The sequence below is a fragment of the Streptomyces sp. CA-294286 genome (genome assembly GCF_050947155.1).
Lineage (GTDB): Bacteria > Actinomycetota > Actinomycetes > Streptomycetales > Streptomycetaceae > Streptomyces.
This window is the reverse complement of record NZ_CP192005.1, coordinates 6,103,057-6,119,381: the sequence shown is the minus strand read 5'-3', so window position 1 is coordinate 6,119,381 and position 16,325 is coordinate 6,103,057. Positions and strand designations below refer to the sequence as shown.

At 68.7% G+C, this 16,325-nt stretch carries 15 protein-coding genes; 14 read left to right on the top strand and 1 reads right to left on the bottom strand.

What is annotated here, in order from left to right:
- The first annotated feature begins 24 nt into the window (after positions 1–24).
- The 10 genes from ACQPZG_RS31620 (at position 25) to ACQPZG_RS31575 (ending at position 9,114) form a co-directional block, all read left to right on the top strand.
- Complete coding sequence (locus ACQPZG_RS31620; protein WP_433549104.1) at positions 25–357, top strand: hypothetical protein; 333 nt, start codon at positions 25–27, stop codon at positions 355–357.
- Between the two features lie 176 nt (positions 358–533).
- On the top strand, positions 534–1,082 hold the full coding sequence (locus tag ACQPZG_RS31615; RefSeq protein WP_433549103.1) for a DUF317 domain-containing protein: 549 nt from the start codon (positions 534–536) through the stop codon (positions 1,080–1,082).
- Positions 1,083–1,398: 316 nt separating this feature from the next.
- Complete coding sequence (locus ACQPZG_RS31610; RefSeq protein ID WP_433549102.1) at positions 1,399–1,779, top strand: hypothetical protein; 381 nt, start codon at positions 1,399–1,401, stop codon at positions 1,777–1,779.
- Positions 1,780–1,802: 23 nt separating this feature from the next.
- Entirely contained in the window at positions 1,803–2,537 is a 735-nt protein-coding gene (locus ACQPZG_RS31605; RefSeq protein WP_433549101.1) for a DUF317 domain-containing protein, read from the top strand.
- Positions 2,538–2,597: 60 nt separating this feature from the next.
- Positions 2,598–3,236, top strand: coding sequence for a hypothetical protein (locus ACQPZG_RS31600; RefSeq protein ID WP_433549100.1), 639 nt, complete (start codon positions 2,598–2,600; stop codon positions 3,234–3,236).
- Between the two features lie 324 nt (positions 3,237–3,560).
- A complete protein-coding gene (locus tag ACQPZG_RS31595; protein WP_433549099.1) occupies positions 3,561–4,430 on the top strand; it encodes a hypothetical protein in 870 nt (289 codons plus the stop codon).
- Positions 4,427–5,695, top strand: coding sequence for a DNA cytosine methyltransferase (locus ACQPZG_RS31590; protein ID WP_433549098.1), 1,269 nt, complete (start codon positions 4,427–4,429; stop codon positions 5,693–5,695). Before ACQPZG_RS31595 ends, ACQPZG_RS31590 begins: the two co-directional genes overlap by 4 nt.
- A complete protein-coding gene (locus ACQPZG_RS31585) occupies positions 5,692–6,789 on the top strand; it encodes a DnaB-like helicase N-terminal domain-containing protein (protein ID WP_433549097.1) in 1,098 nt (365 codons plus the stop codon). The genes ACQPZG_RS31590 and ACQPZG_RS31585 overlap by 4 nt, the downstream gene beginning before the upstream one ends.
- Positions 6,790–6,815: 26 nt before the next feature.
- Complete coding sequence (locus ACQPZG_RS31580; protein WP_433549096.1) at positions 6,816–8,228, top strand: DUF317 domain-containing protein; 1,413 nt, start codon at positions 6,816–6,818, stop codon at positions 8,226–8,228.
- A 130-nt stretch (positions 8,229–8,358) separates the two neighbouring features.
- On the top strand, positions 8,359–9,114 hold the full coding sequence (locus tag ACQPZG_RS31575) for a DUF317 domain-containing protein (protein ID WP_433549095.1): 756 nt from the start codon (positions 8,359–8,361) through the stop codon (positions 9,112–9,114).
- 201 nt (positions 9,115–9,315) lie between these two features.
- On the opposite strand, the gene ACQPZG_RS31570 is transcribed toward ACQPZG_RS31575, so the two are convergent.
- The gene (locus ACQPZG_RS31570) at positions 9,316–10,197 is read right to left on the bottom strand and encodes a DUF5655 domain-containing protein (RefSeq protein ID WP_433549094.1); all 882 of its coding nucleotides are present in this window, start codon (positions 10,195–10,197) and stop codon (positions 9,316–9,318) included.
- 493 nt (positions 10,198–10,690) lie between these two features.
- On the opposite strand from ACQPZG_RS31570, the gene ACQPZG_RS31565 reads away from it, so the two are divergent.
- The 4 genes from ACQPZG_RS31565 to ACQPZG_RS31550 are packed head-to-tail and all read left to right on the top strand — an operon-like array spanning position 10,691 to position 16,325.
- Positions 10,691–11,995 carry a hypothetical protein gene (locus ACQPZG_RS31565; RefSeq protein ID WP_433549093.1) on the top strand — a complete coding sequence of 435 codons (1,305 nt, stop codon included), beginning with the start codon at positions 10,691–10,693 and terminating at the stop codon, positions 11,993–11,995.
- The gene (locus ACQPZG_RS31560; RefSeq protein WP_433549092.1) at positions 11,982–12,572 is read left to right on the top strand and encodes a hypothetical protein; all 591 of its coding nucleotides are present in this window, start codon (positions 11,982–11,984) and stop codon (positions 12,570–12,572) included. The genes ACQPZG_RS31565 and ACQPZG_RS31560 overlap by 14 nt, the downstream gene beginning before the upstream one ends.
- The gene (locus ACQPZG_RS31555; protein ID WP_433549091.1) at positions 12,565–13,218 is read left to right on the top strand and encodes a hypothetical protein; all 654 of its coding nucleotides are present in this window, start codon (positions 12,565–12,567) and stop codon (positions 13,216–13,218) included. The genes ACQPZG_RS31560 and ACQPZG_RS31555 overlap by 8 nt, the downstream gene beginning before the upstream one ends.
- The gene (locus ACQPZG_RS31550) at positions 13,215–16,325 is read left to right on the top strand and encodes a hypothetical protein (RefSeq protein WP_433549090.1); all 3,111 of its coding nucleotides are present in this window, start codon (positions 13,215–13,217) and stop codon (positions 16,323–16,325) included. Before ACQPZG_RS31555 ends, ACQPZG_RS31550 begins: the two co-directional genes overlap by 4 nt.

Below are 16,325 nucleotides of genomic sequence, written 5' to 3'. Positions count from 1 at the left end.
CTCCTCTGCCACCTCACTGCCCGGATGGCTGTCGAAGCCGAGTACCAGCTCGCCCCGAACATCGCCGGCCTCCCGCCCATCGAGACGCTCGGCGAAACAGCTGCCCATCTCGGGCGAGCCGTCGCCTACTACACCGAAGCCCTCGTCCCTCTCATCACCCTCACCACCGGTCACCAGGACACGATGCAGCAACAGCTCGACGCGCTCGACCAGGACAGCAAACTGCGGGTTCACCTCACCGACGCGGGCCAGTCGCTCACAGCAGCCCGCTCAGCTCTCCTCGGACAGCAGCTCCCCGCGTCCCCGAGTACCCCGTCGGCTCCGCTGCACCTCTCGCCACGGCGAGGCCACCGATGACGTTCACACCGCAAGGCCGCACACCGGCCGCGCCCCGCGACCTCGTTGACGAACACGTGCCGCGGGCCCGTGAGGTACTCAGCCCGCTGGTCACCCACTTCGGATGGACGCCGTACCAGAGGGAAGACCGTCTGGCTGTCGTCAGCCCGGGAAGTTCCCTCGCTGTCAGCCTGAACATGCGACGGCCACAGCACATGCAGTGGGAGGTGGAGCGTCAGATCCCGCACTGGTTCGTGCAGTTCAGCCGGGGCACCCCCGTCGAGCTGATCGGTCACCTCGTCTTCTCACTTCCCCAGCTGGTGGACGACCGCCGCTTCGCCGAGACCATCGGCGTCCTCCCCACGGCAGGTCTCGCCGAGGTCGCCGCCCACACTCAGTGGGCTACCTCACGTACCAAGGACGGCATCGCGTTCACTTCGCCAGACGGGCACTGCTCGCTGCGGCACTCTCCCCGGGCGATCGGCATCCACACCAAGTGGGCGTTCCAGCACTCTCACACCGGCAGGACACCCGACTGGGAAGCCCGCTTCACAGCAGGAACCCCCACCCCGCTCGTCGTCCGCTTCTTCACCAGCCTGACGAGCATCGCTCCGGCCGGACGCCGCACTCCCGGGCTGACTGGCACCGTGCAGCAGTCGCGTACAGCGCTCGCCGCCCTGGATCGCTCCCGCCGCGAGCATGGAGCCGGGCCCGGCATCGAGAGATCGTCACGCCCTCTGCACTGACCATCCACCCAGTACAGGCCGCGCCCGGTAGCCGCCTGCTGAATCCGTTGGAGCTCTTCTGTCCCTGCTCGACCTCGCCGACGTCACCCTCGGCACTACTGACGACGGCCTCGCCTCGTTCGCCACCTGCGCGCCCGGCTTCGCCCGCACCGCCCACCCGATCCTCGTTGCACACAATTTCGTTCCGTACGAGCACGAAGGCCGCACGCTGTACCAGCTGCCCGCCGACGACTCGGCCCTCGGCCAGTTCCACGCGATGGAGTGCCTCGAGGCTGCATATGCCGACCTGCTCCGTTGGACGCCGGACATCGTGGCCATGAACGTCCCCAGGCCCCACAACCCCGGCGTCCTGCCTCTGGAACCTGACGTCCGACTGGACCTGTCGACGGGAAACGTCACCGCCACCGCCCGCACCGAGGCGGACGCAGAGACGTTGGAGCTCTACGGCTTCGCTCCGGCGCTCGGCACATCGGCGTGGTCCCACGTGCTGCCCGCCCGCATGAGCGAGGCGGACAAGCTGAGCGCGTCCGTCATGGCAGCAGCTCATCTGCACAGCACCGGTTCCGTCGTCGAAACGCGCTTCGGAATCCCGGCCCTGCACCGCACGGTGCCTGCCGCACAGCCCGGCCGGAGCCCGCTCGCCCCGGCGGTTGCGCGGGTTCCGCCGTCGGTCTTCGGCAGCGGTGCGCGCCGGTGAACCCACCCGCCACCACTGACCGTGTGTGGGTCTCGCCACGCTACCTGGCCGGTGGGGGCCTGGCCCGGCTGGACGAGGTGATCCAGCCCCTCGTCCGCCGATTCGGCTGGCCCATCAAACGGGACCGCACCGCGCACACCTTCACCCTGTCCAGTCCCGACCGCTCGATGGTCATCGGATTCGACCCGAACCGTGCCGACGAACGCTGCTGGGCTGTCACTCACCACGACCCGCGCTGGAGCGCCACCTTCACCCGGCACACCCCCATCGAGGCCGTCGCCGCCGTCCTGCGCGCACTTCCCCAACTCAACGGGGACCTTCGGAGTGTCGAGCTGTACGGACGCCTTACCGATACCAGCCTCGCGGACCTCGCCGAGCAGTACGGCTGGCAGAGGTCACCCGGGGAGGAAGGCATCCGCATCGCTTCGCGCGACGGTCACTGCACCGTTCAGCACAACCCAGGAGCCGAAGCTCCCTGGGCCTTCGAGCACGCGGTGCCCGATCACGCCGACACCCGCTGGGCTGCGGCATTCTCCGGCTCCGTCCCCGAGTCACTGGTCGGACGGTTCTTCACCAATCTGGCCGGCCCCGTCCCGGTCGAGCGCTTCCTGCCCGAAGTCCCCCTGGCACTGCGGGAGGTGAGCACCGCACGCGTCACTCCTGTGCGCCGGACAACCGCCACACCGCGTTCGGCGCCCAAGCCCCCGCAGTCCCGCCACGCCGTCCAGAAGCACCCGCGCCCACCCGTCAGGCGCTAGCCGCTCGGACACGACGCCTGGACCCCCTGGCATCCCCGCCCCTCGACCTCTGGAAGCTCCTTGTTCCACAACTACGACGTGCTCTTCGGCTCAGCCGCCGACGGCACCGTCTTCGCCAGTCTCCACACCGACAACACGGCAGTCCTGGCCGTACTCAGGGACGGCGGGTTCGTGCTGAACCCCGGCCCAGGACCCACCACGTTCATCCTCCCTGGCCTTCCCCTCACCGAGCAGTGGCGGGCCGCCGACCGGACTCATCGCGCACTGCTGAGCTTCACCGAGAACGTGGCCTACCTGGTCACCACCCCTCAGCGCCCAGGCACCTCCGCACCCGACGTCACCCTCTGGCAGTCCCGCGCCGGGATCTCCGCCCAGACCCGCAACCCGGAGCTCGTCGACAAGATCCTCACCGACGGCGGGTTTCGCGTCAGCTCCACCAACCACGCCCTCAACGAACGCGGCTACCTCCTTGCCGCCGACTCGCCGGCCCCAGGAGAAACCGTGCTCCACGCATACCAAGCACTCACCACCGCGGGGGCGAGCGTTACGGTGCTGCACCCTCTCACCAGCGCGACACCCGAGCCTCCTCGATACGCCGAGGGGGTCTTGCCTTCAGGCCCCCTGGGTTCATGGCCGCAGAGACCGGCCGGCCCGCACCCGTACCCCACGGCATCACAGCGCCCGCCTCGCGCCCGGTGACCAGCGCAGCCCGACATGACCACAGCCCGGAGGACGAACCCTGCCCGTATCCCAGCAGCAGCTCGACGCTTTCGCGCGCGCCCACGCATCCACCCCCACCGCCCGGTCCTCGACCGGCTACGGCGGTACGAACCCGGTAGGCCAACGCGTGCCGTCGGCCACCGCCGCTGATCTGCGCACGGGCCCGGCAGGGACTTCACCCGCCCTGCTCTGGGTCTCCCCGCCGTAATTCGCCATTTCATATCCTCCCGCACACCGCAAGGACCTCCCATCCCCTCACAGTTCCGCGCCATCTCTCTCGGTGCCGGTATCCAGTCCAGCGCCATGCTCACTCTCTCCGCAAAAGGCATTCTCCCCAAAGTTGATTACGCCATCTTCGCCGACACCGGCTGGGAACCCCAGGCTGTTTATGACCACCTGGACCGCCTGGAAAAAGTAATCGCCGCACCAGCCGGCATTCCCGTACTCCGCGTCTCCACCGGAAATATCAGGGATGATGCACTCGACCCTGAACACCGTTTCGCCTCCATGCCACTCTACATCCTCAACAAGGACGGCAAACCGGGGATGACCAGGCGCCAATGCACGGGTGAATATAAGGTTAAGCCCATTAAGAAGGCGATCCGCGATCTTCTCGGATATCCCTACCCGGCACGCATCCCGAAGGCCGTCTGGGTCGAGCAGTGGATCGGCATTTCCACCGATGAATTCCATCGGGCGAAAGACTCGGACGTCAAGTACATGCGCAACCGGCACCCACTGATTACAGATATGGACTGGTCACGGGCCGACTGCATCAAGTATCTGACCTCCCTCGGAATGGCTGACACTCCGAAGTCAAGCTGCCTCGGGTGCCCATTCCATGGAAACGCGCAGTGGCGACACATTCGCGACGCGAGCCCGAGCGAATGGCAGGACGTGGTCGCATTCGATGCCGCCATCCGCAAGGGAAACGCGCGCGCCAACAAAACCGGCAATCCCCTGCTGGGCGAGGCGTTCTTGCACCGCTCTCGGGTCCCGCTCAGCGAGGCGCCGATCGATCACGTCACAGCCGCCGAGCGGGCCGCCCTCCAGTCACAACTGCCCGACGAGACCAACGCGGACGAGCTGGAGTACGGCATCACCGACGGCTGCTCCCCCTGGGCCTGCCGCGGTGAAGGGCCAGCGCAGGACGACTTCGGCCTCGTCTCTTGATACTGGATCTGTTTGCTGGCCCGGGTGGCTGGTCGCACGCACTGAGCGTGCTCGGCGCACGCGATGTCGGACTTGAATGGGATGCCTGGGCCTGCCGCACTCGCGCGGCCGCGGGCCAGGCAACGATCCGCACCGATGTGGCGAAGTTCCCCACGCGACAGCTCGCAGGCCGGGTTACGGGGCTGATCGCCTCGCCGCCCTGTCAGGCATGGAGCAGGGCGGGTAAACAACTGGGGTTGCTGGACCAGCCGTTGGTGCACCAGGCGGTCGCGGACCTGGCCGTCGGCCGGGACACCCGGGCCGCGCTCCTCGCCGCGTGCCGGGACGAACGCTCGTTGCTGGCCGCCGAGCCGATGCGCTACCTCCACGCCCTGCACGAACACGGGGGGCCGGAGTGGGTGGCGATGGAGGAAGTGCCGGACGTGTTGCCGTTGTGGCTCCAGTACGCCGCCGTGCTGCGCGGCTGGGGATACTCGACCTGGACCGGAATTCTCAACGCGGCCGACTTCGGAGTACCACAGACCCGCCGCCGTGCGATCTTCCTGGCCTCCCGAGTCCGTACGGCCGCGCCGCCCGAGCCGACCCACGCCCGCGTCGGCCAGCCGGAGTCACTGTTCGGGCCGGGCCGCCGACCGTGGCGCTCTATGGCCGAGGCGCTCGGCTGGGGAGCCACCGACCGCCCCGTGCCGACCGTCTGCGCCGGCGGCGGACCCGGCGGCGGCCCTGAACCCTGGCCATCAGGCTCGCGCAAAGCTCTCGCCGATGCCCGCGACCGAGGGACTTGGCAACAGCGCGCTCCCAGCACGGACATCGTGCTCGCGTCCCGTCGCGAGGGCAGCGGTTGGACTCGGCGGCACGGGGCCAGGGAGAACCGGCCCAGCGGTGCCCCCGCGCCGACCTTCACGGGCGAATCCCACCGGTGGAAGTGGGCGTTGCGCAGCAACAACCAGTCCAACGCCACCGTCCGGCCCCTCTCAGAGCCCGCGGGCACCCTGTTCTTCGGTAACCGAGCCAACGAGTGCACGTGGGAGCCCCTCCCGGACAAGGCCGGCGCGTCGGAATCGATACAGCCGGAGCCCATCAAGATCACGGCCATCGAGGCGGGCATCCTTCAGTCCTTCCCCGCCGACTACCCGTGGCAGGGCGGCAAGGGCGCCGTCTTCGGACAGATAGGAAACGCTGTCCCTCCCCGTCTCGCAGGCCACCTGCTGGCGCCGCACCTCCAAGTGCCCTTCACTGCGCGTGACTTCGAGCTGGCAGCATGACGGCGCCGGACGCGAACGCCTCGGACTACGACCCCACAGCGCCGGAACCAGATGCGGGGCATCATGCCGAGCGGGCCTTGCTCGGCGCCCTGCTCCTCGATCCCGCCGCCCTGGACCGGTCGGACACGCTCACCCCCGAGCACTTCGCCCACCACGCGCACCGCGCCCTGTTCGCCGCGATCCGCAGGCTCATCCCGCCGGCTGCCGTCCTGCACGCCCGGGAACCGGTGTGGATCAACGCGGTGCTCGCAGACGCCTCCGAACACATCCGCGGCATCACTCCCAGCCACCTGCACATGATGGTCGAGGAGTGCCCCGAGCCCCGGCACGCACCCGCGTACGCGCAGATCGTGCGGGCCGGGCACGTCCGCCGCAGTCTGCGCACGCACGCTGAACAGCTCACCCGCGCCGCCTCCGACCCCGAGCACCCCTCACCCGTCACGCAAGTGATCAGACGCTGCAGCCTGCTCACCGACCATCTGACCGAACTGACGTCACAGTTCGGACCGCAACAAGGATCTCCCCCCGGGACGAATGTCACTGATCCGCCGAAGGACATCAGCCCTGAAGCACTCGACGACGAACGCGCCCTGTTGGCCGGGGCGGTACACCACCCCCAGTCCCTGCGCGGGCTCGGGTGGCTGCACCCGGCCGACTTCGCCCACCCCCTGCACGGCCAGCTGTACGCGCGCCTCGTCTCCTTGAGCCGTCGCGGCGACACAATCGACCCGATCACCGCGGTGTGGGAAGCACAGCAAAACGGTCTACTCGGCGACGAGTTGTCCTCCAAGGACCTCCTCGACCTCCTCCGCAACCCGGTCGGCTCGCCGGAGTACTGGGCCGAGCACGTCCTCCAGCAGGCGTTGCTGGCAACTGCCCGCACCGCGGCACACCGGATCGGCGCCTACACGGACGACCCCGCCACCACACCAGGACAGTTGATCTCCGGCACGCGCCGGGCACTGGCCGAGGTGCAGGCGATACACGGCCGCTGGCAGCGTGCCCGCCGTCCACCGCTCGCACGGTCCGCAAGGACCGTCCCAGAACCCGCACGCCCCAGTCGGCCCCCTCCATCCCCGCGTGCCCTCCGCTAGCGCGCACACCTCTCCGAACGGATCTCATGCTCGGCCCCACCATCAGCGAGGTACGCCTCGACCTCCACAGCACGCTCCCCGGCACCGTTGTCGCCCACTACAAAGGTGCCACCACCCCGAACCCAGAAATGACCGACGCCGCCGTGGCTGCCATCCTGGCCAAACACGGATTCCGACACGCCGCCGGGCAGACGATGCTCCTCTCGCGCATCGATCACGAAGAGCCCTACTACGCCCACCAGGCCACCATCGAGCTCCGCAACCGGTCCGCTTCTGTCCTCATCTCGCCCGCTCTCCAGAAGGAAATCAATGCAGGGTGGGTCCCGATCGACCTGGACAAAACCTGGCTGAGTACAGCCGAGATCCGCGAGACGGGCACCGCCGCACAGATGATCCTGGAGGACATCTACGACCGGCGCCTGGTCATCCTCGGACATGCCCTCGACGGACACACCCGCGTCGCGGTCGGCGTCTACAGCGACGGAAGCGGTGTCCACCTCCACGGCCAGGACCAAGCACGCCACGAGACCCTAGTGTTCGAGAGCGAGGACGAAGCCCTGCTGGACTTCCGCCTCCAGTACGCAGATGCAGCCCGGCCCGGGCCCGCGATGCCCACCACCAGTGAACAGCGGATTCTCGACGCCCTGGCCCACACGAGCATCCGCACTGCAGGCCCCCTGCCGGCGAATGCACCCCTGCTCCCTGAACAGCCGGCGCCACACGAAGCCGCTCTGGCCGTCTTCTTCGACGAGCACCGCGACTGGGAGAAGTACCGAACGGGACCGGACGAGGTCACCATCGCCAACCACGAAAGCCTCACCGCCCGTATCGAGTTCACCCACGAAGCCACCAGCGGCACGACCGCCTGGACCATCGCCGGATACGAGTCCCCCGTCGGCCCCCGCACCTGGTACGCCACCCTCAGCGCCGACACCCCGGCAGACCTCGTTCTGGACCTGCTCGACGGCCTCGCGGACCACCTCTGCGATATCCACCTGCCCAACTCGACGACCAGATTCGCCTCCGCCGACCCCAGGGAGTCCGCAGCACAGGCCAGCACTCTGCTCGTCGAGGCCGGGTGGCAGCTTGCCCAGGACGGCCGGGGCGCCCGATGGCACGCCCCAGGCGGAAGCACCACCGAAGTGCGGTTCGACCACATCGCCGCCTTTTACGCGGACGGCGAGAACCTTGTCTGGTCGGTGTCCGGCAAGGATGGTCGCGACCAGACCGGTTGGTCCATCCAGCTCTCGCAATCCGCCCCTGCCCCGGTCCTGGAAACCCTGGTCGAGAAGCTCGTCCACCTGGAAGCCGCCCGGACACCACCTGCTGCGGTACGAGTCACCCGGCCCCCGGGCGCATCACGCAGCACCGTCAGGAACCAGCCCCAGCCGCTCTTGACTCCCCGCGTCGCCTCGCCGCGCCGCACCAGGCGGCCCTGACTCGGTCGCCACGTCCCAACGCCCAAGCGCGATGCAGACCGCTTCGCTGAATGCCGAGGGCACCCCCCATCCGCCTGAACCCGGGAGACTCGCCCTGACCACACCGCACCACACACAGAGCCTGGTCCCGATGACGCTGGCCGGCGCAGGACGAATCGAGATCGTCACCGCATCCCTGGACGCAGTTGGCTGGAGCCACACGTACGGAAAAGACGGCACCGTCTACTACATCAGCGACTGCCGACGCTTCCGCGCCGTACACAGCGCCACCAAGGCGCCGGGCTACGAGGGCGACTACTACGGCGGAGGCTGGCGCATCGGGGCCTCCCCCGAGCCCGAGGCGCAAGACCAGTGGACGGCACGCAGTTCGCCGCACACGCCGGGCGAGATCATCGTGTCGATCCTCACCCAGCTCAGCGTCTTCCCGACCAAGTCCTTTCAAGGGGATCCGCGTGTGTGGGCGCCCCCGTGCGATGCACTGGACGCCCTCGGATGGTCGTCAACAACGCACCACGACGAGTGGGCCCTGGAAGAACGGCACGTTTCTCCTGACGGGCAGTCCTCGTTCGTCCATCTCGACGGGGACATGGCCCTCCTGGACGCCTGCGCATTCTTGACTGGTGGTCGCCCGTTCAAGCCCGAACCCCTGTGGCGCATCATGTTCACCGAAGGCGTCCCGGACAGCGTGTTGAATACCGCGATCCAAACCCTGGCATCGCCTACAGGTGCACTGCGCGACGCGAGCGAGCTGCCAGACAGACAGCTCGTGGATACGCCTTTGGCCGAACACTCCCGCATCGCCAATTCAATGAGCCCGGGACCGGGCACCCGCATTCCTCGTGCACTTCCGCACACCGCCCACTACCTGTCGCGGAACCGTAGTTGAAATAGCCCCGACGCAATCGGCTGATGCCCGAGCCACCCTCTTATAGCGGAGGAGTCCTGATTATGAAAATCAGGACTCCTCCGCATCATTGAAGAACACCGCCACGTCCCAGCCGCTCAACCGGAAAGGCCCGCTTGCCGCGCCCCTTCATCTCCATCTCACCGCCGACACGCCCCGGCAGCCCCACGTTCCCCGCAGGTCTCAGGCCGTCGCGTAGCTGAGCCGCAGCAGCTCGTGCGCACGGTCGAGGTCGGGCTCGGTACGGAGCCGTACTTCCAGGTCTCCGGTGCCGTGGTGCCCCAGCTCGCTGACATCGCGGCTGAAGCCCTCCACCAGCTCGACCTGCGACGGGTCCACGTTCAGCGTGACCAGGACCTGCCGCTTCTGCGTGCTGCCGACGCAGGCGAAGTTGCGCAGGCGCCGGTAGGCCCGGTACTGCTTGCGCTCCACCTGTGTAACGTCCTCGCCGAGGCCGACGAGGACCTCGTCCAGGGCCGCGCGCAGCTCCGCCATGGCATCGCCCATGCCAGCCGCGGGGACGGCCGTCCGTTCGGCCGTCGTCCGGCGCTGCGGCACCGCCGTGCGGCCGGCCACCGACGCCACGGTCTCCAACGAGAGCATGTTCTCGCCGAGGAGGCGGTAGCTGACGGGGTCGATGGCGTGCCGGTGCTGGCGAACGGCATGGAGGTCGTACCGCGTGTAACCACCGGCCACGCAGATCAGCCTCGGCGTCGTCCACTGCACCTGAGCTGCAGCCTCCGCCCCGAGCCGGGAGCGGACGAGGAACTGGAACTCGGCACGGTGGTCAACGAGCCAGGCAAGGTAGTACAGGCCCTGGTTGATGACTCCGGGGTCGACGCCCCGCTTGTACTCCACGACGACCGGGGAACCGTTCTCGTCGATTCCGAGCGAGTCGATCCTCCCGCCGTGCACCGGGCCCGTGCTGTACTCGCTCGCCAGGAAGCGAACACCCAGCAGCGCCTCCATGTTCGCCTCCACCAGGACCTGCACATCCCGCTCGCGCTCAGCCACGCGCGCGGCCACCTCCGCCGTCACCCCATCGGACACCGTGAACAGCCTCATCGTCACCCCGTGCTCTCGTCGCCTGAATGGACGACAACACTGGGCACACCAAGATTGTTTCCGCGCTGGCCCCCGCGCAGGTGCGCGGAAGGCCGCTGTCGGCAACACTGGTGGCCGTAGGCCCTTGCCACTGCGCCGCGAACGCAACCGCCGTCCGGGTGTCCGTGGCACATTTGTGGAACGGCCCTCGTGTTCCCGTGCCGGGGCCGAACGTTTGCGCAGGTCAGAGGGGTGCCGAGTCGCAGAAGGCCAAGCGCCTTCTAATCGCTCGCTCCACACCTGCCTCAGGCCAACTCACGCAGTCGCTGCCGTTGAGCCCGCTCCATGGACGTTCCGTCGCTCTGGCTGCATGTCGTCTGCCGTTGCCTGGCGCCCTTCGCTTCCGCCGCATGTACAAGTTCGCTTCTGCATGTCTGGCCACAGCTGGCAAGCCGTAATTGACAGGGGGATGATGGTTCGCAGAGCCCTTGCTCCAGGAAATGGGGGCGTCGCGGTGAACCTCCGAGTGGATAGCCCAGATGATGGGGTCGATAGGTCGCTGAGCGATTCTCAGCAGTCGAGCAATCTCCAGACGTTCGTCGCGGCAGCGGCACAACACTCGGGAGCGACGGTCACCGATCGGCTGCATCTACAGGTCACCCGCGACATCGCGGAGGGGTTCGCCGCTCACAGCGCCCAGGGCGGGGCGACGAAGACCCAGGTATGGGGATGGATCACACAGCATGCCCGGCCTGCCTACCCGGTGGAGATGTTCGAGTCACGCTGGCAAGTCTTCGAGAGCGAGCAGCTGATCCGTCCCTACCGGTCCAAGAAGCACCAGCTGCGGCACTCCTTTCACCCGCTGGGCACCGTCTTCCTGATGGTCTGCGACCGTCTGGAGAGCCACGGCGGCATCGACGAGCTGATCGGTCTGCTGGACCGGACCCAGGAGCTCCTCGACCGCGAGCATCCCGACCGGGATGCGGTCGCCCGCAACATCATCTTCTGCCAGTGGGTGTTCGCGACATTCGCGGTACAGCTGGAAGCACTGGTTCTGGATGGCACGCTGAAGGAGCTGATCGAGGACCAGCGGCAGTACAACCACCAGGACCTGGACCAGCGGGTCCTTCGCCTGAACCGCGACGTGAACCGGCACTTCCCGAAGGACGTCGACCTCGCCCACAAGGCTGTGGCCATGGTCGAGGCGGAGCAGCGGTACGGGCACTGGGTCGCGCAGGCGCTGCTGCGGGTGCTTGACCACGCCGGGATTTCCCTGAACTTCGATGTCCTGTCGGCCGACAAGTACCTGGAGGCTGCCCGCGATGCGCCACCGGAACGGCTCGCCGAGGCCGGCGCCACGCTGGTGGTGGATGCGCCGCAGGTGTGGGTGGACGCGGGAGCTGTGGTGGACGCCGTGGATGCGTTCGCACCGCGCCACCGGGTGCGCTACCGGCCGCCGATGCCCATGGGGTCGCCCGAGCGGGATCCGTTCGGCGCAGTGGTCGAGCGAGGGGCACAGGAGCGGGCACGTCGTGAACGGGCCGCTGATCGCATGCTCCTGGAGCGCGACCGCGTCGAGGTGACGGAGGAGTTGCGGCGGTCGCGGTGGCCGCGGGCTGTCCGGCTCCTGACGGATCTGATCATGCTGGACGCCGACTCCCATGCGCCGTATCGCCTGGAGATCGGCACCGAGCTGCTCGTCGACCGTGAGGCGTGGGTGACCTACCTGCACCCGGTCACGGTCCACCGCACGGACCGTCCTGCGGCCACGGCGCCGGAGGACCTGGTGACGAGCGAGCACGGCGATGAAGAACCCTGATGCGCCCTTGATCTTGGCCGCCGCCCGAGCCGGCGGCGCGCTCGTCCCCGGAAGCCTGCCGCCTGGGCTGCTGGCGGACGCCGACGAGAGGGCCCGGAATGCCGGGCGCAGCCTGGTGGAGTGCGACTGTCCGTGGCCCACCCCGTTCAGCTCGGGCGGCCGTCCGGGCCCATTGGGCCGAGCGCTCGTGCTGGGCTGGTCGCAGGCGCCGGTTCCCGAGGAACTGGGTACCTACCCCGTCGCCCGGCTCGCCCCCACCCAGATGATTACCTTCGCTCTGTGCCTGGCCCGGGCATGGCCCGACCTGAACGGGCCCCCCTACCCGGGCCGTCCTTTCGAGCGCACCGGCATCCTCGACACGGCCGGGGACCTCGGGCTGGATGTGAGGTCCGCCAAGGCTGCCCTCGACGGTGAGCTGCAAATGCTGCTGCTGGTCGTCCGCGAGGGGCCGCGGCTGCGGCTGGGGCCGGCGGTGGCCGCGCTGCCCGCCACGTTCACGGAAGCCATGCGGCGCTTCCACGACCAGCTCCCGGACATGAGCCGGGCCGCGCCGATGCGGGAGAACGACGATGAATGAGGCACCGCTCTCCGAGCTCGACGAGGCCCACGTTCAGTCCGCTCTCGCGGCCCTGGAGACCGCCGACGGGCTGGTGCCCGGTGAGGCGTTCCCGGCCCTCCGGACCGATGCGCTGCGGGCGGTTGTCACCCGGCGCCTGGCCGGACTCGGCCGCGCCCTGCTGATCCGCGAGCACCATGGAATATCCGGTTTCACGAGTGGCTACGACGACACCGTGGCCGAACGCCTGGCTGCTGAGGGCATCGGTATCCTGCCGCCCTTGGACCGGGCGGTGCTGGTAATGGTCCTGTTGCGCACGGTCGCAGCCCCCCGCGCCCGTGGCATCCACGAGTCGGCGACCTGGCTCGCGGAAGGGCCCGGCACCAGCGTCGAAGAGCTCTACGCCAACCCCTACTTCACCTATGAGCAGCTGCGCCCGGCGGTACGCCGTCTCAAGGCCCGTCGGCTGCTGCGCGAAGGCTTCCACCGTGCCCTGCTGCCTGGTCCGGCGCTGCTACGGCTGACGGATGCGCAGTCGGCCCAGCTGTGGGAGGACCTGGTCCTGGTCACCCAGCCCGACTCGATGTACGCCCGGGCCATCCGTCAGCGCCGCCAGGAGCAGGCACGACCCCAACCCTCTTCCACCCCGCGGGAGATAGCGCCATGAGCACGACTGCCCGACCTCAGGAGACACAGCCATCCGAGGACGTCCCGATCAGTCTCGGGATCATCGGGGACCGGCAGCTCTTGTGCGTCCAGACCTTCGATATCGCCCGGCACCCCTCGACCGCGGTCGGTCTCATTCCCGGCTGCTTCGTCGCCGTCTCCGGCAAGGGGCCCACGGACTCGAACGAGTCCGGCAAGACCAGCTGGCTGGCCGCCGTCTCCCTGCTGCTGGGCGATCCGGAATGGCGGATGCACAGCAGCGGTCCGGCGTCGGTGGCGGACCTGCTCTTCGAACCGCAGACCGCAGGGATCGGCGCCCAGGGCTATGCGGCCGCGACCACCGGCTACATCGCCGGGCTGTTCGCCGACCCGGACAGCGTCCCCGCTACCGCCCACACCGTGTGGGTGAAACTCTCCGCCACACCGACGTACGTCGAGGTCCGGCACGCCCCGGGCATCCATCTGGCCATCGCCCAGGACGACGTCAAACGTCACGACCAGGCCGCCAAGATCTACCGTCGACTGCCGTCCGCGTCAGCGTTGGGAGCCACCCAGTACGCGGCCGTCCTGTACGGGCCAGTGCCCCGCTGTCTTGCCTTCCTGACCTCCCGGGGCAAACGACGCGGCGGTCCTTCCCTCCTCAAGCTCGACACCGGCCTGTTCACCCCGGCCGGCATCGGCACCGCACTCATCGATCTCACCGGCCGCGCCACCCTCCTGGACACCGACGCGTCCTTGCGCCACGACCTGAGCGAAGCGGAACACGAACTGCAGACCAGCAGGGACAAGGACATCACCAGCCGCGCGGCCGAAGAACGCGCCCTGCACACGGTCACCCAGCGCATCAGCGCCCGTGAGGAACTCGCCCGGGCCCAGGACATGTGGGCCTTGCACTACGCCCGCGGACTGCTTGACGCCCTGGACCGCACCGAACAGCTGCACGCCGCGCTGGGCGGTCAGGAAGAGGCGCTGGCACGCGCCCGGCGTGACCGGGAAACAGCCCAAGCCACTCAACGCGCTCTCGACGACCCCGAGCACCTGGCCCGTCGACGCGATGAAGCGGCGCATGCCAAGGAGAGCGCCGAGCAGCGCCTCACCCGGGCCCGGGATGACGAGAGCGGCGCCCGCCACCGCCTGGTCGCACACGATCAGGCCCTCCAGGACGCCGAGGACGCCGAGGCGGGAGTCCACGGGGACCTCGACGACGCCCGCCTCGACGCCAGGCAGTCCCGCCAGCACACCATCGCCTGCGAAGCCCGCCTGACCCAGGCCACCACGCTGCGCCAGAACGCCCGCAACGATCTCGCCCGCGCCAACGAAGGCCGGTACGGCACTGCCGGCCAGACGATCAGCGCCCTGAGCGATGCCAGCATCCACGCGACCGGGCTGCTCGACGGGCTGACCCTCGCTCCCGAGGAACGCGCCGCCTGGGAGCCCCGGCTGGCGCTCTACCAGGACGCCGTGTGCATCGCCGAATCCGCCGTCTCTGCCGCCCGGGCAGCTCTGGCCAGCCAGCCCGGCGCAGTCCTCATCGCTGTACCCGAAACGGACCGCCACGGCCACGATCCCGTCCAGGGATTCCTGGACACCCTGGCCACGCGTATGCGGCTGGAACACACCCCGGACACTGCGGTCGACGATGCCCTTGGCCTGTACGTACTGGGCGGATACGCCGAGCCGCTCACTGGACGGGCAACCCTCCTGGCTCGCCTGCGCACCGCACTGGAGCAAGCCGAGCAAGACCTCGACCAGGCCCAGCGACAGCGCGACCAGGCCCTGGAAACCGAAGCACAGAGCGAAGAACTCGTCCGCCGTCTGGAAGCAGCAGCACTCGCCGCGCGCCTGCGGTCCCAGCGCCCCGCGCTGGAAGACGAAGTCGCCGCACTCCGCCAGACAACCGCCGCACGCCAGCAGGAGCGGGGTGCAGCTCAGACTGCCTTCCAGGACGCGCTCGTCGCCCACGAGACCCTCGCCCTCCAGCATGCCCAGGCAGGAACTGCCATCGACACGGCTCAGGTTGCTGAGGCCCGAGCGGCCGAACAGTACGCCGACGTCAAGCAGCAGATCGACGACCTCGACATCAGCTACTGGCAAGAGCACGGTGGCAGCCGCGAAGCCGCCCTGCACGCCCTGCGCTGGGCCACCGCTCCACCGACCGCCCCGGACCGTTCCGAGGCCCTGCCGGAACGCCGCAGCGAGAACACCCTGCGGCAGCGAGCCGGCCGCCACCTCGAACGGGCCCTCGAAACGATCGGCATCGACGTCGACACCGGCGCTGGGGCCCCGAGCACCGCGCTCAAGGACGCTGTCCGGCTCCGCAACAATCTCGCCGATGACACCGGCAGCCGCCGCTTCGCCGACGCCACCGCGTTCGAAGCACCCGTCCGTGCCCTCAAGGACTGGCTGGACCGATTCGCCGAGTCCGACATCTCGGCCGCGAACCGCATCGCCGAGGAACGCGCCCAACGGGCCAGCCGGATCGCTTTCGGCGAGCAGAAGGCCGGCGACCTGCGGGAGAGCCTGCGCACCATGCAGGGCAGTATCGCCCTACGTCTCGAACAGGCCCTGGGCGGCATCGAAGACGCACTGGTCACCCTCAACCGGAACGCCGGGCTGTACGGCGCCGAACTGCGCCGGACGCTCATACCACCACCCACCCTGCAGGACATGTGGCGGTGCGAAGTGACCCCGCACTGGCGGCGCACCCCGCACGGCCAAATGCTGCCCTACGACAACATCACCAACTCGGCCCAGGAGAAGCTCTTCTCCATCCACCTGGTCCTTGCCGCCCTACTCGCCTCCCCCCACCCCCGCGGGCGCCTTCTCATCCTCGACGAACTCGGCGACTCGCTCGGCTCCCATCACCGCCGCGAGGTCCTCGGCGCCCTGGCCACCAGCGCCGAGGGCAACGGCATCACCGTCCTGGGCACCTGCCAGGAGTCCCTCCTGGACGACGCCACCGAACACAGCGGTGAGCTCCTCTACTTCAACTACCCCAGCCACACCGAAGCCCTCAACGCACCCACCCGGATGTTCGGCTACGACGCCAACAGCGAGCGCGTCGAGCTGACCATGGGCGTTCTGCAAGCCGGACGCACCTGGTGGTAA

Coding starts and splice junctions, on each gene's coding strand:
- ACQPZG_RS31585 (WP_433549097.1), top strand. CDS start 5,692: ATGACGGCGCCGGACGCGAACGCCTCGGACTACGACCCCACAGCGCCG.
- ACQPZG_RS31570 (WP_433549094.1), bottom strand. CDS start 10,197: ATGAGGCTGTTCACGGTGTCCGATGGGGTGACGGCGGAGGTGGCCGCG.
- ACQPZG_RS31575 (WP_433549095.1), top strand. CDS start 8,359: ATGACGCTGGCCGGCGCAGGACGAATCGAGATCGTCACCGCATCCCTG.
- ACQPZG_RS31580 (WP_433549096.1), top strand. CDS start 6,816: ATGCTCGGCCCCACCATCAGCGAGGTACGCCTCGACCTCCACAGCACG.
- ACQPZG_RS31595 (WP_433549099.1), top strand. CDS start 3,561: ATGCTCACTCTCTCCGCAAAAGGCATTCTCCCCAAAGTTGATTACGCC.
- ACQPZG_RS31560 (WP_433549092.1), top strand. CDS start 11,982: ATGAAGAACCCTGATGCGCCCTTGATCTTGGCCGCCGCCCGAGCCGGC.
- ACQPZG_RS31555 (WP_433549091.1), top strand. CDS start 12,565: ATGAATGAGGCACCGCTCTCCGAGCTCGACGAGGCCCACGTTCAGTCC.
- ACQPZG_RS31610 (WP_433549102.1), top strand. CDS start 1,399: ATGAACGTCCCCAGGCCCCACAACCCCGGCGTCCTGCCTCTGGAACCT.
- ACQPZG_RS31550 (WP_433549090.1), top strand. CDS start 13,215: ATGAGCACGACTGCCCGACCTCAGGAGACACAGCCATCCGAGGACGTC.
- ACQPZG_RS31615 (WP_433549103.1), top strand. CDS start 534: ATGCGACGGCCACAGCACATGCAGTGGGAGGTGGAGCGTCAGATCCCG.
- ACQPZG_RS31620 (WP_433549104.1), top strand. CDS start 25: ATGGCTGTCGAAGCCGAGTACCAGCTCGCCCCGAACATCGCCGGCCTC.